This window comes from Rhodococcus sp. NJ-530 (assembly GCF_003860625.1).
Classification (GTDB): Bacteria; Actinomycetota; Actinomycetes; order Mycobacteriales; family Mycobacteriaceae; genus Rhodococcus_F; species Rhodococcus_F qingshengii.
This window is the reverse complement of the sequence record NZ_CP034152.1, coordinates 1142027-1165225: the sequence shown is the minus strand read 5'-3', so window position 1 is coordinate 1165225 and position 23199 is coordinate 1142027. Positions and strand designations below refer to the sequence as shown.

The following is a 23199-nucleotide window of genomic DNA, read 5'->3' as shown; positions in this document are numbered from 1 at the left end:
TCCCTACTCGCACTTCACGATCGGCACCGGGTCGTACTTGACGGTCCGGGTGTTCGAGGAAATCTCGGCGCCACTCGCGTGGTCGGTGATCACGCGAGTGTCGCTGACCGTGAACCCGGGCGCACCGCTCGAAGCCACACAGCCAGGCCCCTCCGGCAAGGTCACGGTGTTCGGCGACGTCGGCGACGTCCGCGGGCCGGTCGTCGACGTGACATCGACAGTTTTGGTTCCCCAGATCCGAACGGTGATGTTCGACGATGTCGCAATCGTCTCGATCATCACGCCGGTCTTCGCCGGATTACGGAACTGCAGGTCGATCGCACCATCGAAGATGGTCGCCTCACGAGCCTCGGGGTACCGCGAGATGTAGTAACTGTGCTCGGTGTGCGCGACGTCGTCCATACCTGCGAAATACGTCGCGTTGTAGAGCGTCGTCGCGAGCTGGCTGATACCGCCGCCGACAGCCTTGTCCGGGCGACCGTTGTTGATGATCCCCGACTCGATGTATCCCTGCGCCGCACCGCGCGGGCCCGTGTACTCGTTGAGCGAGAACGTGTCACCGGGCTTGATCACGGCCCCGTCGATCTCCGACGCGGCCAGGCCGATGTTCACACCAGACGCGTATTCGAAACCACCGGTAGTGAATTCGCCGATCACCTCGTTGATGCCGAGGGCCTCCGCGGCTTCGGTGGTCAACGCCGGCGGGACCGGTCCGTAAACGGCGGGCGTTGCCCGAGAAGCCGTGCTGCCCAACAGAACCGGAAGTTCCTTGACCGTGTCTGGCCAGTTGATCAGATCACCGACGACACCGGGCACAACCGACGGTTTGCCACCGGCGAAGGTGAACGACGCGTCCTTGGGTTGTACTTCCGTCGACGCCAACTGCGGAGTCAGAATCTTGATCGCAGCATCCGTGTTGTACTGCGGAGTCAGCCCACCCGAGCCGTCGGGTGTGAAGGTCAGAACCTCGCCGATCTGATCGACGCCGAGTGTCGCGACCTTGCCGTCACGGCCGTTGACCACGACGTCACCCGAGACAGCTGGAATAGCGATCTCCTGCAGCGCACGATCGACACCGGCCTGAGTGACCGTCACCGGAACCTCGTCGACCGGAAGATCGACGACGCCACCATCGGACCATTCAGCGGCGAAGGTCGAACCCGCCTGCTGCGTTTCGAGCGCCTGACCGGCAGCGGGCGAAACACCAGTCGCCTTCCCGTTCTCGAACACGACTGCACCTTCGACGGGCGCACGATCGCTGTTCGCCGCGAGCTGCGCCATCGACGCATCCAACGCACCCTGGTCGATTGCCGACACCACGGGCACCTCGCGGGAGCCGAAGAACGACGTGATGCGGGTGATCGGGTTGATGGGCTGAGCGTTCACGCCCGACAGCGTCGCCGACCAGTCGACGTCCACACCCGCAGACGCGGGAACGATCTCGGAGTCGACGCCGCCTGCATGTACCGCTACCGGTTCGACGAGCCTCGGGCCGAGTTGGGCGCGCAGCGTGGCTTCCGCGTCGGCGGGCGTGAGATCACCGATGTCCACCCCGGCGACCTGAGTGCCGCGTGGTGTCTTCCCGGACGAGGTGAAGATGTCCACTCCGTAGGCAATCGCTGCGACGGCAAAGATGGCGCCGACTGCTATCGCCGGTTTGACCCACTTGCGGGAAGACTGCGAAGCGGGCGCCACCGGTTGTTGCGGCGCCGGGGGTGCAACTACCTCTGCTTCTCGGACAACAGGCTCGTACTGCTGCTGGATGGGTTCGAGTTGCTGGGTGTCGTACTGCTGCACGAACTCGGGACGCGGCGGCTTCGGGGGAACCACCACTGCCGGGGGCTCGAACTGCTCTGTCTGCTCGTCGATGGCTTCTGTCGCCGGAGCCGAGTTGACTACTTCCGTCGGCGGTGCGTCCTCCGCGGGGACGACAGGGATGACGGTGGTGACCTCGTTTGCCGATTCGTCGACTGTCGCTTCCGTGGAATCGCTTGCTTCTTCGTCGACAGGCCTTGGTGCTTCGGCTGGTTCAGGTTCTACTGATTCAGCCTCGACAACGGCCTCAGTGTCCTCAGGGGCCTCGGGTTCCTCGACCGGCTGGGGTTCCTCGACCGACTCGGTCTCTTCGACCGCCTGAGGTTCCTCGACCGACTCGAGTTCCTGTTCCGGGAGGGACGAGTCCTCGCTGTTCGTCTTCTCGACGGACGGACCCTCTTCGTCACTCACCTGTTGGCTCCTCGCTGCATCAACCGTCGCTGCGGCGCTCACCGACAACTCAATACAGGATATCCGGACATACGAGAGCCCCGCGCTGCTGCCAGGTCGGGGGTCAGGCAGCAACACGGGGCTGTCATGAATATCGGTAGCTATTCTGCAGCGTTACACGCCTGCGCGAAAAAGTTTGCAAAGAGTTCGGGGATCCGGCCACCCCTCGTGGCCGGATCCCCGATTACGCATCCCCTCGCGACGATCACTGCAGGTGAGCGCAGTTTTCAGTCGCATGGGGAGATTGTGGAGCGGTTACCGCTCGATGATCGCCGTGACACCCTGGCCACCGGCCGCACAGATCGAGATCAGGCCGCGGCCCGAACCCTTCTCCGCGAGCATCTTTGCGAGGGAAGCCACAATACGTCCGCCGGTTGCCGCGAACGGGTGACCTGCAGCCAAGGACGATCCGTTGACATTGAGCTTGCTTCGGTCGATCGATCCCAATGCGCCGTCGAGGCCGAGGCGTTCCTTGCAGTACTCGTCCGACTCGAAGGCCTGCAGGGTTGCCAGAACCACCGAAGCGAAGGCTTCGTGGATCTCGTAGTAATCGAAGTCCTGCAAGGTCAGACCGTTGCGGGCCAGCAAACGCGGGATCGCGTACGTGGGAGCCATGAGCAACCCGTCTTTGCCGTGGACGTAGTCGACGGCAGCGGTTTCGGAATCGACGAGGTGCGCCAGAACCGGAAGATTGCGCTCGGCTGCCCACTCGTCGGTGGAGAGGAGCACTGCAGAAGCGCCGTCGGTGAGCGGCGTCGAGTTGCCTGCCGTCATCGTCGCGTCGCCGAGCTTGGTACCGAAGACGGGCTTGAGCGTCGACAGCTTCTCGACGGTCGAACCGGGACGGAGGTTGTCGTCGCGGGTCAGGCCGAGGAACGGGGTGACGAGGTCGTCGAAGAAGCCGCGGTCGTAGGCAGCTGCCATGTTCTTGTGGCTGGCAGCGGCAAGTTCGTCCTGGTCCTCGCGCTTGATGCCGAATTCCTTGGCGGTGATCGCAGCGTGGTCACCCATCGACTTGCCGGTGCGAGGCTCGCCGTTGCGCGGAATTTCCAGGCCGAGCATGCCCGCACGGACGTTGCCGAGCAGCTTGATGCGGTCGCCCGTGGACTTCGCGCGATTGAGGGAGAGCAGGAGCTCGCGCGCCTGATCGTTGACGCCGATCGGGGCGTCGGACGTGGTGTCCGTGCCGCCGCCGATGCCCGAATCGATGCGGCCGGCCGAAATGGCGTCGCCGACGGCGATGATCGACTGCAGTCCCGTGCCACACGCCTGCTGAAGGTCGTACGCCGACGTGTACGGGCTCAGCGCGCTGCCGAGAACGGACTCGCGAATGAGATTGAAATCACGGCTGTGCTTGAGCACCGCACCGCCGACGACCATGCCGAGCTTCTCGCCCTGCAGATTGAATCGGCTCACCAGACCGTCGAGCGTCGCAGTGAACATGTCCTGGTTGGACGCCTGTGCGTACGCCTTGTCCGAGCGTGCGAACGGAATGCGATTTCCGCCGACGATCGCAACCGGACGGCGCTGACCTGCAGAATTTGCAGCGGCTGCGGCCGGTGCAGTGCGCGGTGCGGCGGGCTTTGCATTTGAACGGGCTTTGCTTGTCACTTGCGTCTCCAAGGATGGTGCGATTACCTGTTGAAGACTATTCTTACTCAGTAGTAAGTTACTTGTCTATCGCCGCATTCTTTCGATTGCCCGGTGAGAGACAACCCGAAACACAACAGAAGGTAGGACCGTGGCAGCCAGCAAGGGAGCTCCCGACCTCTATTCACAGTTCCTCTCGTCCGCCCCCGGCGCATTCATCGCGTCGAAGGCCGGCCTGCCCAGGCCCGAGAACCTGCGTCGATACAAAGCAGGAGAACCCGCACTCGCCGGACCTGTCCTCATCGGCGGCAAGGGTCGACTCGCAGAACCACTTCGCGTACTGCTCTCCGACTACCCGGCGGCTCAGGCACACGACAGCAGCTTCGGTGGACTCGTGTTCGACGCCACCGGAATCACTCAGGTCAGCGAGCTCGAGCAGCTGTTCGAGTTCTTCCAGCCCGTGATCCGCAACCTCGCACCGTCGGCTCGCGTCGTCGTTCTCGGCACGACGCCGGAAGAAACGTCGAGCGTCGACGAGCATGTCGCGCAGCGCGCTCTGGAAGGCTTCACCCGCAGCGTCGGCAAGGAGATCAAGCGCGGCTCCACCGCTCAGCTGGTCTACGTCTCCCCCAAGGCATCCACCGGACTCTCCGGCGTGGAATCGACTCTGCGCTTTCTCCTTTCGGCAAAGTCCGCCTTCGTCGACGGCCAGGTCATCGTCGTCGGCGCTGAAGATTCCGTCGCGCCCACAAGCTGGGACAAGCCGCTCGAAGGCAAGGTTGCCGTCGTCACCGGCGCAGCCCGCGGTATCGGCGCCACCATCGCCGAGGTCCTGGCCCGCGACGGCGCGCACGTCGTCTGCGCTGACATCCCGGCCGCCGGCGAAGCGCTGTCCGAGACCGCGAACAAGGTCGGCGGCACGTCCCTCGCCCTCGACGTCACGGCAGCCGACGCAGCCGAGGTCCTCGCAGCTCACCTCCTCGAGCGTCACGGTGGAGCGGACATCATCGTCCACAACGCCGGCATCACCCGCGACAAGACCCTCGCCAACATGGACGAGGGCCGCTGGAACATGGTCATGAACGTCAATCTTCTTGCACCGCAGAAGATCACCGAGCACCTCGTCGAGAAGGGCGCTCTCAAGGAAGGCGGCCGCGTCGTCGACGTCTCCTCCATCGCCGGCATCGCGGGCAACCGCGGGCAGACCAACTACGGCACCTCCAAGGCCGGCGTCATCGGCCTCGTACACGCCGAAGCTCCCGTCCTGGCGAAGAAGAACATCACCATCAACGCCGTCGCACCGGGCTTCATCGAGACCGCCATGACCGCAGCCATCCCCTTCGCCACCCGCGAAGCCGGCCGCCGCATGAGCTCGCTCCTGCAGGGCGGCGAGACCGTCGACGTCGCCGAGACCGTCGCATACTTCGCCAGCCCGGCCTCCAATGCCGTTACGGGACAGGTCGTTCGCGTCTGCGGCCAGAGCCTCCTGGGCGCATGATGGCAACAAAGACCGTCGCGCTCACCGAGCAGCCGAAGACCCTCGACATCTACTCCCGCGCGGTACTGGGATTGTTGCCGTGGAACAAGTCCAACTCGCGCTCGGTGCCACAGCAGACCTTCACCCTCACCGGATTGAAGGTCGACACCGACAATCTGGCGGCGTACTGCCGCGTGACCGGACTGCGGTTCGGCGACACTCTGCCGATCACGTACCCCTTCACCTTGGCCTTCCCGACCGTGATGAAGCTGATGGTGTCGAAGGACTTCCCCTTCGCCGCCGTCGGCTCCGTTCACGCCGAGAACGTCATCGAGTCACTGCGGCCCATCTCCGTCAGCGAACCGCTGGACCTCTCGGTGCATGCCGAGAACCTGCGTGAGCACCGCAAGGGCCTGCTGATCGACGTGATCACCGAAATTCGGGTGGGACGGGAACTGGTCTGGCGACAGACCTCGAGCTTCCTGAACCAGCAGAAGACCTCCCTGTCCGGCCAGCCCGGTCCGGAGCCCAAGGCCGACGAGGTCCCGCCGATGCCGATGAGCACCATCCGCGTCGACCAGACCACGATCAGCAAGTACGCCGCTGTATCCGGCGACCGCAATCCGATTCACGTCTCGTCTCTGGGCGCGAAGGCTTTCGGTTTCCCGAAGACCATTGCTCACGGAATGTGGAGTGCCGCGGCAGTTCTGCGGACCGTCGAGGGGTCCGTCGCGGACAAGGTCACGTACAGCGTGCGTTTCGGGAAGCCGATTCTGCTACCGGCGACGCTGAATGCCTACGCTGATCGCACCGACGACGGCTGGGATCTGTCACTGCGCCACCCGAAGAAGGGTTACCCGCACGTCACTGCGACGCTGCGCTGACCTAGGACTGAACTGGGTTGGGCTGGTGCGTTTCCGACCCCGCCCGACAGTGTGAACGTATCGCTCCCCCTGTTCAACAAGGGGAGCGATACGTTCACGCGATGCGACTGGGTGGCTATTCGGACTTCTTCTTGCCCGACAGACCGCGCCACGCGAGGGATTCGAGTAGATCCGCTGCGGCATCCACTTCGATTTCCCCACCCGCGACCCGGTCCGCTACCGCCTCACCGGCGCCGACGAGCGCGATGGCGATGATCCCGTAATCGTGCGCGGCATCAGGATCCTTGGTGCTGGACTCGAGCAGATGCGCGGTCAACTCGATCAACCGATCGCGACTGGACTGCACGGTGCCCGCAAAAGCCTGCTGCCCGACTGCCTGACGGTAGAGCACCATCCACGACTTGCGGTTTGCGCCCACGAACCCGAGGAAGCCCTCGAGAGCGGCGCGCAATTGTTCACGCGGAGTCAGGTTCGGCGCGCCCGCCGGGGCGAGCGCTTCAAGGAAGCGGAGCCCTTCACGATGAATGCACGCCGCGAACAACTCTTCCTTCGAGCCGTAGTACAGGTACAGCATCGGCTTCGAGATCTCGGCCTTGGCCGCGATGGTGTCCATCGAAGTTTCGTGAAACCCCCTGTCGGAGAACACGTCCACAGCCGCGTCGAGCATCTGCTGCTCACGCACTGCGCGTGGCAGTCGCTTGGTACCGCCGGCCATGCTTCCTCCAACCACAGGGTAAATGTCGATCTTACTCTACGGTAAGATTGCGCGTCGAATCCTGACTTCGACTCAGCAGGTCACGGCACCTTTGGCAGCGGCAACTGTGACCACAGCCTGATCGACCCGCGTCTGCGGAAGCTCACCCGACGCGACGGCCTGCTCGAGATGGTCGAGAACCCGCGGAACGTCGTCGGTGGTCAGCCACAATGCCTGATCGACTCCAGCCACCAGCGCAGCCTGAACCGCGTCGGCAATATCGTATCGGTCGGTGATCGCCTGCATGCCGCTGAGGTCGTCGGTGAACACCGGACCAGTGAACGGCGCTGCGCCGTAACCCACTCCGTCGCGAAGCAACGCGACGGCGGCGGGGCTGATGCTGGCAGGGGTACCGGGCTCGGTCAGACCGGGAACCTCGAGGTGACCCATCATGACGCCGACTCCGGTTCCCGACAGTTCACGGAAGGGAATCAGGTCCGACGCGATCAGATCCTGTAGCGGCGGCGTGGTCACCTCACCGCGGTGCGAGTCACCCGACGCGCTGCCGTGCCCCGGAAAGTGCTTGATCACCGGGAAGATTCCGGCGTCGCGCATCCCCTGCGCGTACGCACCGGCGTAGGCAACCACGGTCTGGGGGTCGTCGGAGTACGAGCGGTCCCCGATCACGGAGTCGTCGGGTTGGCTGCTGACGTCGACGTCGGGTGCGTAGTTGACGGTGATCCCGAGATCCTTCAAACCGCGTCCACGCTCGAGTGCCATCTGGTACGTCTGTTCCACTGTCATGGTCTGCGCCGTTTCCCTGGCCGACGGATCGGGCCCGAGGATGTCCGCGACGCGCGAAACCCGTCCACCTTCTTCGTCGATCGTCACCATCAACGGCAACTTCGACGCCGAAGCAACCTGCGGCACTTCGCGATTGGTGAGCATCGACTGATCGGTCCAACTTCCGACGAATATGCCGCCGATCTCCTCGTTCTGCACTATCGACAACGCGTCGTCGGTCCCGGTAACGCCGACGTTGAGCAGCTGGGCAAGTTTCTGACGCAAGGACAGCGAGGCTAGAAGGTCACTACCGCACGACGCGGCGACGGGTGCGGAGCTCGATGCCGCAGGCGTCGACGTGATCTCGGAGGTGGTGCTGGTCGGGGCGCTCGAAACCGGATCGGCGGTCCCGTTTTCGCCCGAGCATCCCGCAACCAACCCTCCGCACAATGCAATGGTCGTTGCAGCCTTCAGAAACTTGATCCGCATACCTCGACCGTAACGGACCCGGTACCCATACACTCCCTCACGGGCACATCGGGACGGTAGCCTGGAAGAGAACCGATTCCCCCGCTGACGAGGAGGTCGTGATGCCACAAGGTCTGATGCTCATCGCGTACGACGGTTCCGACAACGCCAAGCGTGCAGTCGACTATGCGGGGCGTTTCCTCTCCGCCAATCGTGCTGTTCTCGTCACTGCCTGGGAGCCCATGGTTCGCCAGGCCGCTCGCATGTCCGGCCTGTCCGGGGTGATGCAACCGGAGTGGGTTCCCGACGACGACGTCGAGGACATCGCGTACACCGACGCCAAAGTCACCCTCGCCGAGGGCGTCGCACTGGCCGAGGCCGCAGGCCTGACGGTCGAAGGCAGAAGCGCCGAGTGCCGATCCGCGATCTGGTCTGCAATCTGCGAAACCGCAGACGAATTGGACGTCGACATCATCGTGACCGGCACCCGTGGCACTACGGGTTTGCGGTCGCTACTGCAGAGCAGCGTCGCGGATCATGTTCTGCGTCACAGTCATCGGCCGGTGTTGATCGTCCCTCCGGGGAAGTGACCTTCGCGCATTCCTGATCCGTGGCCGACTAGTGTCGAAACCACCATGGACGGTTTTGTTCTCTCGCGCCCCGATCACAGCGTGGTCACCCGCGGCGTACGACGCAGCTTCGACAGCTCCAACGCGGCCACCCACGCTCTGTCGGCAGGTACGACAAAGCTGATCGTCGGAGCGCTCCCCTTCGACCCCGCTGCCGCAACGGCGTTGTACGAACCTGCCGAGGCGACGATCGCGTCGCGGCCGTGGCAACCGGTTGATCCCCAGGCCCTGCCCACGACCCGGGTTGACCGGGAGATCCCGTCGTCGTCGGAGCATCTTCGTCGAGTGGAAAAGTTGATCGGACGCCTCCGCAGTGGAGAGATCGACAAGGTTGTCGCGGCTCGCACTGTGGAACTTCGCACGCAGACCCCGATCTCCCCAACCGCGCTCGCCGCACGCATGGCGGCGCTCAATCCCGTCGCCAACACCTTTGCCGTCGACCTCTCTGCTGCGGGAGCCGAATTCGAGGGCCACAGCCTGGTCGGCGCGACGCCCGAAGTATTGGTCAGTCGACGCGGGCGCGTCGTGACGTGTCGCCCGTTGGCCGGGACCACCAAGCGATGCGCCGACGCCGATCAAGACCGCGAGGCAGGCGAAAGCCTTCTGCATTCGACGAAGAATCTGGCCGAGCACGCCTTCGTGACGTCGTGGATCCGCGAGGTCCTGCAACCGATGTGCAGTGATCTGTCGGTGCCGGCAACTCCCGAACTGACCACTACTCACGAGGTCTGGCACTTGGCCAGCCCGATCCGCGGCACGCTGCGAAACGACACTACTGCGCTCGACCTCGCCATCGCGCTGCATCCGACGCCCGCGCTGTGCGGAACACCCACTGACGCGGCACTGAAGGTCATCCGCGAGACCGAGGAACCTCGGCGTTTCTACGGCGGCGCCGTGGGATGGTGCGACGAGGCCGGTGACGGCGATTGGGTAGTTGCCATCCGCTGCGCCGAGATCAGTGCAGACGGCCGCAACGCCTGGGCCAGCGCGGGTGGTGGAATTGTGGCCGAATCGGATCCGCAGGACGAACTCGACGAGACGTCCACGAAACTGCGCACTCTGTTGACCGCGCTTGGCGCCGAAACCCTCGACTGACCAGCACGTCACGAGGGTAATCGTCCGGATTCTCGAGTGCGGGTGATACCTTGACCCGAGCAGTTCGTACGGGCCGGTAAGTCCGTCCGACCGCGAACGACCGACTAACGACCAATTGGGAGATCCGCGATGACGAAGTTCCTTGTCCCCGGTGTGGCCAGCGCTGTCATCGGTGCCGTTCTGGGTGCCGGCGTCATCTTCGGTGTCACGGCCGCCGCGTCGGACAACACTCGTCCCGAGATCGACCGCAGCGGAAACGCAGATTCTTCCGTGCTGAACCAGGTTGAGTACGGCAGCCGCTGAGAGCGCAGGCCTCGCGAGTTCCCGTTCTTCCGCCGACGCAGCGGTGTCTTCGGTAGACACCGCCCCGTCGGCAGAGCCCCTGTCGAAGCGGTGGCTGTTCGGCGCCTCCGTCGTAGCGTTTCTTCTCACTTTTCTGCAATCGCCGGGTCTGATCACCGCTGACACCAAGTACGACCTGACGCAGAATCCGTTCGGTTTTCTCGAACGCGCCTCGCATCAGTGGAGTAGTCAGGCCCCGCTCGGCCAGGTTCAGAACCAGGCCTACGGATATTTCTTTCCGCACGGGCCGTTCTTCGCGCTCGGCGAGTTGGCGAACGTTCCGCCGTGGGTCACCCAGCGCATCTGGTGGGCGCTGCTTGTGATCGCGGGTTTCTGGGGCATCATCCGCGTTGCCGAGGCTCTCGGAATCGGCAGCCGTAGTTCGCGCGTCATCGCAGCGGTTGCCTTTGTTCTTTCTCCCCGCGTGCTGACCACTCTCGGTTCGATTTCCTCGGAAACCCTGCCGATGATGTTGGCGCCGTGGGTGTTGTTGCCGGTGGTTTTGGCCTTCGGCCCTGTGCGTGGAAAAGGAGTCCCTGGACTCCCTAACCGCTCACGGGGGTTGAGGCGGTTGGCCGCACAATCCGCGCTTGCCGTCGCACTCATGGGTTCGATCAACGCCGTCGCCACCGCCGCGGCCTGCCTGGTCGCGATCATCTGGTGGCTCTCGCACAAACCCAACCGAACATGGCTGACGTTCACCGCCTGGTGGGCCCTGTTCGTCGCTCTCGGCACCCTCTGGTGGATCGTGCCGCTCCTGCTGCTCGGCAAGATCAGCCCACCGTTTCTCGACTACATCGAGTCCGCCGGTGTCACCACTCAGTGGGCATCGCTCGCCGAGATACTTCGCGGCACGGACAGTTGGACCCCGTTCGTCTCTCCCGAACGCATTGCCGGCGCCGTCCTGGTCACCCAACCCGCAGCAGTCGTCGCCACCGGCCTGGTTGCCGCCGCCGGCCTCGCCGGGCTCTGTATGCGGTCCATGCCTGCTCGCGGCCGGCTGACGCTCATCCTGTTCGTCGGTATCACCGGCCTGGCCGCGGGTTACGTGGGTGAACTCAGCTCGCCGGTGTCGGAGTCGGTGCGCCTGTTCCTCGACTCGGCAGGCGCGCCGCTGCGCAACGTCCACAAGCTCGAGCCGTTGGTCCGTCTGCCGCTGGTGCTCGGACTCGCACACCTGCTGGCCAAAGTGCCGCTGCCGGGATCGGTTCCACTCGCCCGATGGCGGCGTGCGTTCGCCCATCCCGAGCGCGAACCGATGGTCGCACTGACCAGCCTGATCCTCGTTGCCCTCACCCTTTCGACCGCCTTGGCCTGGACGGGAAAGCTCGCTCCCCGCGGTGCGTATCCGGACGTCCCCTCGTACTGGAACGAAGCAGCGCAGTGGCTCGAGGACAACACCTCCCCCGGATCGGAAGCCGAACGTGCCCTGGTCGTCCCGGGAGCGCCCTTCGGCAGCCAAGTCTGGGGTCTGACGCGCGACGAACCGCTTCAGGCGTTGGCGAGTACGCCGTGGGCGGTGCGTGACTCGGTCCCGCTGACCCCTCCCGGCGCCATCCGAGCGCTCGATTCGGTGCAACGTCTCATCGCCGACGGACGTCCGTCGGACGGCCTCGCACAGACCTTGCTGGGGCAGGGCATCCACTACCTGGTGATGCGCAACGACCTCGACGGCGAAACGTCGCGCTCGGCCAGGCCGATACTCGTGCACCAGGCGGTCGAAGGCTCGCCGGGGATCAAGCGAGTCGCCCACTTCGGTGAAGACGACAGCCCCGAACCGATCGAAGGGCTGGTCGCGGACAGCGATCTGCGGCCCGGTTACCCAGCCATCGAGATCTTCGAGGTCACCCCGACCGACGGCACCACGGCGGTCAGCGGCCCGTACTCCGTCGACCTGAACCAGGTTCCGCGCGTACAAGGTGGGCCGGAATCGTCTGTGCGACTTCACGAAAGCGGGCTGGTTCCGGGGACCGGGCCGATGATTCTTGCCGCCGACGCCGAAGCTGCTGGACTGCCCGTCGATTCGGTCACCGTCACCGACACACCGCGCGATCGGGAAACCGATTTCGGTCAGGTCGACAACCACAGTTCCGCCCTGCGCACCCCCGACGACGCTCGTCGTACCTACAATCTGGTGCCCGACTACCCGGTTGCGAACACGCCTCTCGTGGAAGGCCGTTGGAGCGGAGCTTCGATCACCGTTTCCAGCGCCGCCTCGGATGCCACCCAGCTGGGCGGCACTTCACCGTCGAGCAGTCCCGCGTCGACGGTCGACGGCGATCCGGCCACCGGCTGGTTCAGCAACGGCATCGAACGAGCCCTGGGTCAGTGGTTGCAGATCGACTTCGACACACCGATTTCCAGTGGGTTGCTTCATCTGACAACCAGTGCCGCGGCAATCGGTGCTCCCGTCAAATGGCTCGAGGTCTCGACACCGAACGGCAGCACGGCGGTGAAGGTGGAGCGTCCGGGCGAGCCCATCACCGTCTCGATCCCGGGCGGCAATACGCCGTGGGTACGCATCACGGCGACTCACACCGAAAATGGTTCACCTGGAACACAGTTCGGCATCAGCGAACTCTCCGTCGAAGACTTCTCCGATCGCAGCGCGCCGAAGACCGTACCGATCCGTTTCGACACGGTCCTGCCGAGTACGCCGACGGGCGCATCCGTGAACGCCTGGAATCTGAGCCAGGAGTTCCCCGGTCGCAACGCGTGCGCGGACTCGACCGACCGCGTGCGGTGCAGCAATGCATTCATGGCGATACCCGAAGAGCCGAGCCGTTTCCAGCGCACACTCACGGTGCCCGAAAACACAGTCGTTGCACCGACACTGACCGTCCGAGCGCGTCAGGGCAACGCCCTCGAAGACCTCCTTTCCGTCCCCGGCCGAATCACGGCTTCGGGTTCGAGCGACATCGGCGACACTCGCGGATCTGCCTTCGCCGTCACCGACGGCGACGCACGCACCACGTGGTCGGCCCCGCAGCGCACCACCGAACCGGGCGGCCCGAAACCGACGCTGACTCTCAATCTTCCCGAGCCCACCCTGGTCACCGGCCTGGACATCACGCGGGGACTCGGCACCCTGCCGTCGCTGCCGACCAGTGTCGCGGTGAACCTCGGCAACGGGCCGCAGGTTCGAGAGCTGCCCGAACCCTCGAACGACACGCCTCGAACCAGTCGAGTTACCCTCTCCCCTTCGTCACCGACAAGATCGTCCTGAGCATCACCGATTGGGAACCGGTCCTCGATCAGACGGCACTCGGCTTCGCCCAGGCGCAGCCCACCGGCCTCGCCGAGGTCGGTGTCATCGGGGCCGACGGAACCCCGATCGCCGATTCCGGAGTACAGGACACGAACGCACTCGACAACCGCACCGTCACCGTCACCTGTGGCGATGGCCCGACCATTTCGGTTGCCGGACAGCAATTCCCCACCTCGATCACGGCGACGGCGACGCAACTCCGGACCGGCGCACCCGTCGAGGCACGTGTGTGCGGTCTGGACGCGTCGGCGACGTTGCCGGCGGGCCAGCCCGAAGTGGTCGTCGAACCAGGCCCCGCATTCTCGGTCGACAATCTCGACCTGACGGCGGTCGGTCGTTCAGCCGCGCAGCGGAATACACCGCTCGAATCGACCGCGTGGACGGCGAATCACCGCGAACTCACCGTCACGAACTCGTCCGCCGATCAGCTGATCGTCAATCCCGAGAGCACCAGCATCGGTTGGATCGCCACGGCGCCGGACGGTTCCGAGCTGACGCCGGTGGTCGTGAACGGTTGGCAGCAGGGCTGGATCGTGCCGGCAGGCACCGCGGGAACCGTCACCATCGACTTCCCCAGCGACCGTTGGTACCGCCTCGGCATATTCGGCGGGCTCGTGTTGCTGATCCCGCTGCTGTTCGCGGCACTTGTCCCTACGCGCCGAGAGCCCAAGTCCCTCACACCACCCCGTCCGTGGCGCAGCGTCGCGGCAGGATGGGTCGGCGTGCTCGCGGCGGCCACCGTCATCGGCGGCGGAGTGGGAGCGGCGATCGCAGTTGTGTGCTCGATCCTCGGACTTGCCGCGCTGCGAATCTTCGGCCCCGCTCGGACCGCACGCATTCTGGTCGGCACTGCCGGCGTAGCCGCGATGATCGGCATCACGCTGCTCTCGACCGGACCGTGGCGGGCACCGGGCGGCTATGTGGGCGACTCGTTCGCGATTCAGTTCTCGATGTTGGTGGCCTTGGTCGTGACCGGGTTGGCCGCGTTGCCCTTTGCCGGTTCACCGATGTGGCGACGCTTCTCCCAGCGCGTCACCGCGACGCGCGCCGGTTCCTCCACCAAGGCGTAACTGGCCGAGGCCACAGCGACGCTCAGGACGACCGTCAGGGCCAGGACGTAGAAGAAGCTGCCCGAGAACGGAACTATGCCGAACACGGGGAACACAGCGTTCAATACGGCCAGGTGCCAGATGAACAGGCCGTAGGACCAGCGTCCGATTGCCAGCGCCAGCGGGCTCGCCAGGAATCGATGCTGCGATTGATCGCGCAGAACCAGTGGTGCGATCAACGAGAAGCTGATGATCGCACCGAGTGCAATCTTGATCGCGTACTGCCACGGCTCCGGCCGCACCAGACCTTCGGGCCCGGCCAGATCAGTGCACGAGAGAACGAAGGCGATAAGGGCAATGAGGGTCAGGAGTACCCGACGGTGCGCGAGGCGATGCACCCACGTCGACGGGCCCACGGCCAGCTCGGCCAGCACCATGCCTGCGCCGAACCACGGCAGGTAGCCCGGCAGCCAGTTGTCGTGGTGAATGGCGTCCGGAGTCGGGATCGGAATGAAAGCCCACGTCAGCGCCAACACCGACACCCCGAGCAGAAGCGGTAGCCGGAACCGGGCCGAGTTTCCGCGTAGTCGCACCATCAGATACGCGAACAGCGGCAGTAGTACATAGAACGCAACCTCGACCGACAGGCTCCACATCTGCGTGAGGCCCTCGGTGAGTGTCAACGGCACGAACACCTGCGCCAACCCGAGATTCGCCAGCCATACCTGGTAGCCCCCCCCGGCTCCGGGCAGGAACAGCAGGATCAGCACCACCGCCACCCAGTACGCCGGCAGGATTCGCGTTGCACGGGAGATCCAATATCGGACCGTCGGCTGCGGTTGCCCGATTCCGCGGGCCTTTGCCGCGTGGGGGCGCCACAGGAGAAATCCGGACAAGGCAAAGAACACCGCTACGGCGAGATCGAGTCGACCGAACGCGCGCCCGATCGCGCCGGACTGCGCTTCACCGGTTTGGAACGCGACATGGGTGACGAGGACACCGAGCGCCGCCAATCCACGCATACCGTCCAAAGCCGGAACGAAGCCCCGAGCCTGTGGCGGGACCGTCTGAGGGGAATTCGTGGAACTGATCATCACGGATAAGTGTGCACCCCAGGCCGATTGAGGGAAACCACCAGGGACTCACAACAAAATGCCTGGCCAATTCATGCCCTCATGCGACAAACCGGGCCGGTGGACTGTTAGTGTTCTGCCACACATGGTGTCCATCGGGGGCCCCATGCGATCTGCGCAGCTCATATTGTGCCGGTTGGGGAACCTCGAAAGACTTAACGGGTTAGGAGTCACAGCATGGCGGAACGCTCAGGGCCGAGCCGGATACTTCCTTGCATTCTGGTGGGCCTCGGTGCCTTCCTTTTGGCCATCGCCATCCTCATTCCTACCTACACGGTAGGCAAGCTGGAGAAGACGCCACTCGACCTCGAGGTGACCACCGTCGCCACAGGCACCGGTAGCGTCCTCAACTCGGCGGCCCTCCTCGCCGGTAAGGCGCAGGTCGACAACAACGTGCCGATCGTCGCTCAGCGCTACGTCACCACGCAGGACCCGTCCGACGCCGACATCATCACCGTCGAAGCCGGCCAGACCGTCCGTCGTACCGACAAGCAGGGCGACACCGGACTGCTGACCGCAACCCTGGACCGCGTCACGCTCGATCGCGTCAGCTCGATGCCGACCAACGATCCGGTCGGAACCGTCCAGACGTCCAGCGACCAGCCCGCCGAAGAAGTTTCCCGCGACGGTCTGCAGTACAAGTTCCCGTTCAACACGGAACAGAAGAGCTACCCCTACTTCGACCTGAACGCTCGCGCCACGAAGGACATCGACTTCGTCGAAGAGACCGAGATCAACGGTCTGAAGGTGTACCACTTCCAGCAGACGATCGATCCCGTCGACCTGTCGAAGGTCGTCAACTCCCCCACCAACAAGCTGAGCCTGCCCGCCGACACCTGGGGCGTTCCCGGTGGCGCTACCCCGATCACGATGACGCGTTGGTACACCAACGTCCGTGACCTGTGGGTCGAGCCCAAGACCGGTGTCGTCGTCAAGGGCCAGGAGCAGTTGCACCAGTACTACGGACGCAACAAGGATGCCGTCGACGTCGAGGTTCTCAAGGTCACGCTGCCCTTCGACGAAGCAACCATCGAGTACCAGGTCCAGCAGGCACGTGACGGCATGGACAAGCTCTCGCTGTTCGGCCGCACAGTCCCGATCGTGGCAGGTGTCCTCGGTGTCATCGCGCTGATCGCCGGTATCTTCCTCGGCATTCGCGGCGGCAAGAGCGGAACTCCGGCCCGCGCTGCACACGGCGGAACGAACCAGAATCCCAGCGGCCAGGGCTCGCCCGAGCCGGCTCCGGGTGAGCACGACTGGACCTCGGACGACACTCAGGTGATTCCGCGTCCGGATCTGCGCAAGGACTGATTCAGACAGTAAGCAGAGCGCCCCTTCCACACGGAAGGGGCGCTCTGCTGCCTTTCGGGGCTTTGTTGCCGGATCGGCGTACGGATTGGCGCAACGGGTCGTTCCCTCCGCGTGGTTGCGGGCTTAGCGTTTTCTGGAAGTCCAGACCACCCCGAACACGAGGAGCCACATGCCCGCATCAACAGTTCTGGGTTCGCACATCTGTGTCAGCGATCTGACGCGACGGAGATTTGTTGTCGGCACGGCTGCATTCTCCGGGCTGTTCGCCGCCGGTTGCGCGAGGTCCGCCGGTACCGAGGGCGATTCGGCCGGGATGCGCACGGTCACGACCTCGCTCGGAACCTACGACATTCCGGTGACACCGAAACGCGTCGTCACCATCGACTCCAGACTCGACCTCGAACCAGCCGTTGCGATGGGCCTGCCGGTCATCGCGTACAGCTTCGACGCCGCCGAGCCGTGGGTTCCGGCCGATCCCACGGCACAGGTGTTCGAGGCACCGGTCAACGTCGAGGCAATTCTCGCGCTGGAACCGGACCTGATCATCTGCACCGACATCGGTGAGGCCTCCGACATGTGGCCGCTACAGCAGTTGAGCCAGACAGCGCCTGTGCTTCCGATGGACTTCACGCGTCCGTGGCGCGAGAACATCGATCAGCTGGCGAGTTGGCTGAATCGCACCGAGAACCCCGACGTCCGTCAGGTCATCGGAGCGTACGAGGACAAGGCAGCCGGATTGAAGGAACGCCACGCCCCGAGCTTGGCGAGCAAGCGGATCGTGCTGCTGAACTACGTGAATCAGAAGGTCAACGGCGTCAACCGCAAGGGCATCTCCACACAGGTGGCCGAAGACCTCGGCGTCCAGCTCCAGTGGCCGGTCGAGGGACAGAAGGAGATCTCTACCGAAAACCTGGTGACTTCCCTCGACTCGGCCGACGGAATGATCGTCACCACCGCGCCCGGCGTGGATCCCGTCACCGACGACCGCGCGATGTGGAACCGTATCCGCGCAGTACAAGGCGACAACGTCGTCTACACGGGCGGGAACATCAACTACGGATCCGTCTACACCGCGATGCGTACGCTCGACTACTTCGACGATCTGTTCACGCGTCTGGAGAACTGACGTCGCTGTGAGGTGCCGGCCGGGCGCGGTCGGCACTTCGCACTGCGGCGACGGACACCGCCAAGGCCGTCGTCGACGCAACCACCACGGCGACGCCGATCAACTCTCCCGGCGTCTTCGCCCACACCAGCATCACCGTCGCCTCCACAACCAGTCCTGCCCACGCCAGAAGGGCCACTCGCGTGCGTTCTGACGCGATTGCGGACAGCAAAGCACCCTGGAGTACCGCCAGCGCTGCACCGTGCAGGGCGAAGGCCCACAGCATCGGAGCCACGGCGGCGTACGCGTCGCCCACGAGCATCGGCACCAGCGGGCCGGCAACCGCCGCCCCCAGAACCAACACGGCGCCGATACCGACGAGCACCGCCAACGCCGAGCGAACCGCTTGCGCCGAGTGCGCCGGATTCGCCATCTTCGGGTACAGCACGACGCCCACTGCCTGTGGCAGCCAGAACGCCACCTTCGTCGCGACGGCGCCGAGTGCGTAGACACCGGCGTCGTACTCACTGAGGCCGACACGGACGATCAGCAGGTCCAGCGAAGACAACGCGATCAGCGCGAGCTGAACCTGAGACGCCGCGAGCACGGAGACGACGCCGATACGCACCGGACGGTCCTCGCTCACCGAGACGGTTCGGTCGACCACTCGAACTATCGCCACCAGCAACGCAGTTCCGGCCGCGCCCGCGACCAATGCCGCGCCTGCTCCGCCGCCGAAAGCCAGAACGATCACTGCCGGAAGGACTTTCATCACCCCGGCCCCTGCCAGTACGGCGCTGAGAGTGCCGAATCGACCGTGTCCTTGCAACAACCCCTGCTCCGTGGCCAGCAGAACCAACATGGGCGCAGTCACCAATGCCGAGAACGACGCCACGATTCCGGTGTCCAGCAGCCACGCCATCGCCGGAGTGAGCGCCACCGCGAGGACGGCGACGATCGCGGTGCATCGATACCCCAACGACCGCAACGCATCTGTGCTCTTGCCACGCACTGCCTCGCGGGCGACCACCGTCTGCAACGCCAATGCCGGAACCGCAAGCACCAACTGGGCGGCAAGCAGACTCGCGAACTCGCCGTAGCCGACCGGCCCCAACCATCGGCTGGCCAACCATGCCAACAGGTACGACGCGACATTGGCCGTCATCGATCCCACCAAAACCATGCCGACCCCGGCCGCGGCGGCGCGATCGAGTGGTTGGCGAGGCATGGCAGTAATGATGCACCACGTATCGTGCGCGTCATGACAGTGCAAGCCGGATACCGCCGTTACCTGCCTGCGGCGTACAGCCTGGCGCTGGCACTGTTGATCCTCGGACCGCTGCTCGGCCCCGGCTACCTCCTGCTGCGCGACGCCGTCAGCACGCCGCGCTCGTACCTGACCGACTCCGCTCTCGGACTCACCGATGCCGCGGCCCGCGCCGTTCCCCAGGACGCGCTGATCGCAGCGTTGAGCACCGTGATCGACGGCGGACTGGTGGTCAAGTTCATCCTGCTCGTGGCGCTCTGGCTCGCCGGTTGGGGTGCGGCACGCATGGTCGCCGTCCTGCTGCCGACGGCCGGTGTCGGTCCACAACTCGTCGCGTCGACAGTGATGCTCTGGAACCCCTACGTGGCCGAGCGCCTGTTGCAAGGACATTGGAGCCTGCTGACCGGATATGCCGCACTGCCGTGGATCGTGTGTGCCGGAATCGGAGTTCGCCGAGCCACGCCCGGGTCCTGGTGGGCGTCGGCCGCGTCACTGGCATTCGCGGGCCTGACACCTACCGGCGCTCTGCTCGCTCTGACGGCCGCGCTGGTGGTGGTAGCCACCCCAGGAGGCCGAACCTCGGCCATGCGGCGTGTCTGCGGCACTATCGGGCTGTTCCTCGTCGCCGCCTCGCCGTGGTTGGTCGCCACCTTCGTATCCGGAGCAGCAGGCGACGGTTCCGATCCGGCGGGAGTTGCCGCCTTTGCCGCCCGAGCAGAACCGGGACTCGCGACGCTGGGCAGCCTCGCCGGTCTCGGCGGTATCTGGAACTCGGCAGCGGTACCGTCTACGCGCACAACACTCTTCGCATTGGTGGGAACGGTTCTTCTGCTCGTCGTCGTGTTCGCCGGTATGCCCGCTCTGTGGCGCCGACGCCGGAATCCTGTTGTCAGTGGACTCGGACTACTCGCCCTGTTCGCGGTGCTGGCTCCGACCATGGGCGCTACCCCGTGGGGTCTCGACGCCGGCCGATGGTCGGTCGAGGTGTTCACCGGCGCCGGTCTACTGCGTGACGCGCAGAAGTGGGTCGCGCTGGCCGTCCCGTTCTACGCACTTGCTGCGGCCGCCGCGGTGATGTGGGCAGGCAATCGGTTCTCCCTCCCCCGCCCGGCATTCTCGGTTGCCGCCGTCGTGGTGACGATCGTGGCACTGCCGGATCTGGTGTGGGGTGTCGGCGGCGCGTTGAAGCCCGTGCACTACCCCGGTTCCTGGACCGTGGTGACCGAGCAACTGCGAGACGAAACCGGTGACGTTGCAGTGCTTCCCGCCGGAATGTTCCGCGCGTTCCCCTACAGCGGTGATGCGCCGGTACTCGACCCTGCACCACGCTTCCTGCCCCTCGACGTTCTGCAGACCGGCCAACTGGTGGTTGCCGGTGGTGCGGTCGGCGGCGAGGGAACTCGGGCAACTCGGGTCGAGGACCTACTGCTGGCCGGCGGAAGTCCTACGCAGTTGGCCGATCTCGGAGTCGGATGGGTACTGATCGAGCGCGGGACACCAGGTCAACTCGGCAACTCGGCAACCACGCTCGACGGCTTGGAACAGGTCTTCGCCGACGACGATCTCGCGCTATTCCGAGTACCGGGAGACATTGCCACGCAGGAAGCGTCGACCGGTGCCCGAACTGCCGTCGTAGTTGCGCATCTCGCGTGGGTACTGATGGGTGCGATCGCGCTGATCTCAGTCGGACTGAACCAGAACCGAATTCGACTCGCGCGGCGCGGCCAGTCCTGAGACCCACCGACCGTCCTTGTGCGCGGTCAGCACCTCGAGCACTCCGGTGCCGGTCTGCTCCCAGGAGAACTCACCGGACCACACGCGAGCTTTCTCACCGAGCACCATGCGAAGTTCGTGGTCGCGGAGCAGAGTGCCGGCAGCCTGCGTCAGATCGGCGATGTCGCCGTCGCCGGCGTTCTCGCCCCCGACCAGAAGGCCCGTCACTCCGTCGACGATCGAGTCGGTCAGACCCTTCGAACTGCGGTAACCGATCGTCGGAACACCGTGCTGCGCAGCCTCGATGACCGCCAGGCCCCACCCTTCCTTCCGCGAAGGCATGAGGTGGATCCACGACTGCGCCAGCAGTTCGTGTTTACGAGCCTCGTCGACGTGGCCGTAGAACGAGACGGCGTCACCGATCCCCAACTCGGCGGCGCGATCGCGCAGGTTCTGCTCCCACCAACCACCACCGATGACGTCGAGATGGATGTCCGGAAGCGTCGGCCGCAGGGCTGCGACCGCTTCGAGTGCGTCCTCGATCTGCTTGTGCGGCACCAGCCGTGAGAGAACCGAGATGGTGGGACGCTCGGCCCTGGTGATCGATCCGCCCGCGTCGACGCCGACGGGGAGCCGATCGGCACCGTTACGCACCACGGCAATTCGTTCGCGCTCGACACCGAGGTCCACCAATTCTTCCGCTGAGGGAAGCGACACCGTCAGATACTGACTACGTCGATGGGTGCGCGGTGACAATCGCGATTCGACCCACCAGCCGATCCGGCCGACGAGCTTGCCTGCCACCGGCCACTGTTCGCGATGGCAGTGATGGACCAGAAGCGTGACCGGTGCACCCGCCACGGTCTTCGAGAAGAAGGGGATGCCGTTCTGGGTGTCGATCACCGCGTCGGGGCGGATGCCCTTGAGCGATCCGAAACCCAGACGTCCGGCGGCAATGGCGGCCAGAGCGCGGGGGTACACGCTGAAACGTCCACCGGCCCGGCTGATGGTGATGCCGTCTCGAACCTCCGACGCGGGCGCCCCGGGATACGACGCCGTCCGCAGCGTCACCTTGATACCGCGCTCGGCCAACTGGGATCCGACCTGCTCGAGGTAACGCTCGCTTCCACCGCCCTGGGGATGCCCGGTATCGCGCCAGCAGAGCAACAGAACCTCGCGCACGTGCGTTACTCCCTGAGTTGGTCGGTGGCCACCCCGGTTCGGGCGATCCTGCGGGATGCCCCGCCTGACCGGCCGGTAACCCTGCCGAACACCCTAACTGTTCGAGCGTCCGTATTGCCGCGCTCCTGACGGTGTTCGTGGACCGGGTGCCCCAGTGGCTAAAGTTGCTACCCGTGACCAAGCCCGCAGTGACCCGCATTTTCGGCCGACGGGCAACCCTGAAACGCTCGTTCGGCCTGCTCAGCGACTTCCGCCACGAGCAGTCCGCGCCCGACATCTTCTACGGCGCGCTCGCGCGCGACTCCGTCGAATTGATCTCGGACCTGCACGAAGGTCACACCGGACGATCCCTGGGCGGTCTCACCGTCCTCGACGTGGGCGGCGGTCCGGGCTATTTCGCGGAGGTCTTCCAGGCCGCAGGTGCCCGCTACATTCCCGTCGAACCCGATCCGTCGGAGATGCATGCTGCGGGTCTGACCGTGGGCGGCGCGGTGCGTGGATCCGGTTTGGCACTGCCGTTCCTGGACTCGTCCGTGGACATCTGCTTCTCCTCCAACGTGGCCGAACACGTCAGCGAGCCCTGGCTGATGGCCGAGGAAATGCTGCGCGTGACCAAGCCCGGCGGCTTGATGGTTCTCTCGTACACCCTGTGGTGGGGTCCGTTCGGCGGCCACGAAACCGGACCGTGGCACGCGCTGGGCGGCGAGTACGCAGCCAAGCGGTACCTACGCAAGACCGGGCGCGAACCGAAGAACAGATTCGGGGTGTCGTTGTTCAAAGTCGGCGCCACAGACGGCTTACGCTGGGCCCGTGGAACCAGCCAGGGCACGTTGCTCGCCGCGATCCCGCGCTACCACCCGTCGTGGGCGTGGTGGATGGTCCGAGTCCCCGGTCTGCGGGAGTTCCTGGTGAGCAACCTCGTCGTGGTTCTCGAAAAGCGATAG

At 65.0% G+C, this 23199-nt stretch carries 17 protein-coding genes; 10 read left to right on the top strand and 7 right to left on the bottom strand.

Annotated elements, in window-relative coordinates; genetic code table 11:
• Positions 1-3: 3 nt before the first annotated feature.
• Both EHW12_RS05315 and EHW12_RS05310 read right to left on the bottom strand, forming a co-directional pair.
• On the bottom strand, positions 4-2226 hold the full coding sequence (locus tag EHW12_RS05315; protein WP_007734559.1) for a VanW family protein: 2223 nt from the start codon (positions 2224-2226) through the stop codon (positions 4-6).
• Between the two features lie 294 nt (positions 2227-2520).
• A complete protein-coding gene (locus EHW12_RS05310) occupies positions 2521-3876 on the bottom strand; it encodes an acetyl-CoA C-acetyltransferase (protein ID WP_007734556.1) in 1356 nt (451 codons plus the stop codon).
• Positions 3877-4006: 130 nt separating this feature from the next.
• On the opposite strand from EHW12_RS05310, the gene EHW12_RS05305 reads away from it, so the two are divergent.
• Complete coding sequence (locus tag EHW12_RS05305) at positions 4007-5353, top strand: 3-oxoacyl-ACP reductase (protein ID WP_007734554.1); 1347 nt, start codon at positions 4007-4009, stop codon at positions 5351-5353.
• Complete coding sequence (locus EHW12_RS05300; RefSeq protein ID WP_007734551.1) at positions 5353-6216, top strand: MaoC/PaaZ C-terminal domain-containing protein; 864 nt, start codon at positions 5353-5355, stop codon at positions 6214-6216. The genes EHW12_RS05305 and EHW12_RS05300 overlap by 1 nt, the downstream gene beginning before the upstream one ends.
• 115 nt (positions 6217-6331) lie before the next feature.
• Here the strand turns inward: EHW12_RS05300 and EHW12_RS05295 are convergent, their stop codons facing one another.
• Together EHW12_RS05295 and EHW12_RS05290 are read right to left on the bottom strand one after the other, a co-directional pair.
• Positions 6332-6931: a TetR/AcrR family transcriptional regulator gene (locus EHW12_RS05295; protein WP_003945885.1), complete on the bottom strand. Its 600-nt coding sequence runs from the start codon at positions 6929-6931 to the stop codon at positions 6332-6334.
• 72 nt (positions 6932-7003) lie between these two features.
• Positions 7004-8182, bottom strand: a complete 1179-nt coding sequence (locus tag EHW12_RS05290; protein WP_003945797.1) for a glycoside hydrolase family 3 N-terminal domain-containing protein — start codon at positions 8180-8182, stop codon at positions 7004-7006.
• Positions 8183-8283: 101 nt separating this feature from the next.
• Here EHW12_RS05290 and EHW12_RS05285 point away from each other — a divergent pair, with 101 nt between their 5' ends.
• The 4 genes from EHW12_RS05285 (at position 8284) to EHW12_RS05270 (ending at position 13453) form a co-directional block, all read left to right on the top strand.
• Complete coding sequence (locus tag EHW12_RS05285) at positions 8284-8751, top strand: universal stress protein (RefSeq protein ID WP_003945900.1); 468 nt, start codon at positions 8284-8286, stop codon at positions 8749-8751.
• Positions 8752-8796: 45 nt separating this feature from the next.
• Complete coding sequence (locus EHW12_RS05280) at positions 8797-9885, top strand: isochorismate synthase (RefSeq protein WP_125050362.1); 1089 nt, start codon at positions 8797-8799, stop codon at positions 9883-9885.
• Positions 9886-10014: 129 nt separating this feature from the next.
• Positions 10015-10188 (top strand): DUF2613 domain-containing protein, encoded by a 174-nt coding sequence (locus tag EHW12_RS05275; RefSeq protein ID WP_003945488.1) that lies wholly within the window; start codon positions 10015-10017, stop codon positions 10186-10188.
• Positions 10169-13453, top strand: coding sequence for a DUF3367 domain-containing protein (locus EHW12_RS05270; protein ID WP_241199108.1), 3285 nt, complete (start codon positions 10169-10171; stop codon positions 13451-13453). The genes EHW12_RS05275 and EHW12_RS05270 overlap by 20 nt, the downstream gene beginning before the upstream one ends.
• Before the next feature lie 982 nt (positions 13454-14435).
• Here EHW12_RS05270 and EHW12_RS05265 read toward each other — a convergent pair.
• Entirely contained in the window at positions 14436-15638 is a 1203-nt protein-coding gene (locus EHW12_RS05265; protein WP_241199107.1) for an acyltransferase, read from the bottom strand.
• A gap of 216 nt (positions 15639-15854) precedes the next feature.
• Between EHW12_RS05265 and EHW12_RS05260 the strand changes: the two genes are divergently transcribed.
• Together EHW12_RS05260 and EHW12_RS05255 are read left to right on the top strand one after the other, a co-directional pair.
• Positions 15855-16988 carry a DUF3068 domain-containing protein gene (locus tag EHW12_RS05260; protein WP_125050361.1) on the top strand — a complete coding sequence of 378 codons (1134 nt, stop codon included), beginning with the start codon at positions 15855-15857 and terminating at the stop codon, positions 16986-16988.
• Between the two features lie 169 nt (positions 16989-17157).
• Positions 17158-18114, top strand: coding sequence for an ABC transporter substrate-binding protein (locus EHW12_RS05255; protein ID WP_125050360.1), 957 nt, complete (start codon positions 17158-17160; stop codon positions 18112-18114).
• Here EHW12_RS05255 and EHW12_RS05250 read toward each other — a convergent pair.
• Entirely contained in the window at positions 18095-19321 is a 1227-nt protein-coding gene (locus tag EHW12_RS05250; protein ID WP_125050359.1) for a polysaccharide biosynthesis protein, read from the bottom strand. The two genes, EHW12_RS05255 and EHW12_RS05250, sit on opposite strands and share 20 nt — an antisense overlap.
• 33 nt (positions 19322-19354) lie before the next feature.
• On the opposite strand from EHW12_RS05250, the gene EHW12_RS05245 reads away from it, so the two are divergent.
• Entirely contained in the window at positions 19355-21094 is a 1740-nt protein-coding gene (locus EHW12_RS05245; RefSeq protein ID WP_125050358.1) for a hypothetical protein, read from the top strand.
• On the opposite strand, the gene EHW12_RS05240 is transcribed toward EHW12_RS05245, so the two are convergent.
• The gene (locus EHW12_RS05240) at positions 21041-22255 is read right to left on the bottom strand and encodes a glycosyltransferase family 4 protein (protein ID WP_007734528.1); all 1215 of its coding nucleotides are present in this window, start codon (positions 22253-22255) and stop codon (positions 21041-21043) included. The genes EHW12_RS05245 and EHW12_RS05240 overlap by 54 nt on opposite strands.
• 173 nt (positions 22256-22428) lie before the next feature.
• Between EHW12_RS05240 and EHW12_RS05235 the strand changes: the two genes are divergently transcribed.
• Positions 22429-23199, top strand: coding sequence for a class I SAM-dependent methyltransferase (locus tag EHW12_RS05235; protein WP_125050357.1), 771 nt, complete (start codon positions 22429-22431; stop codon positions 23197-23199).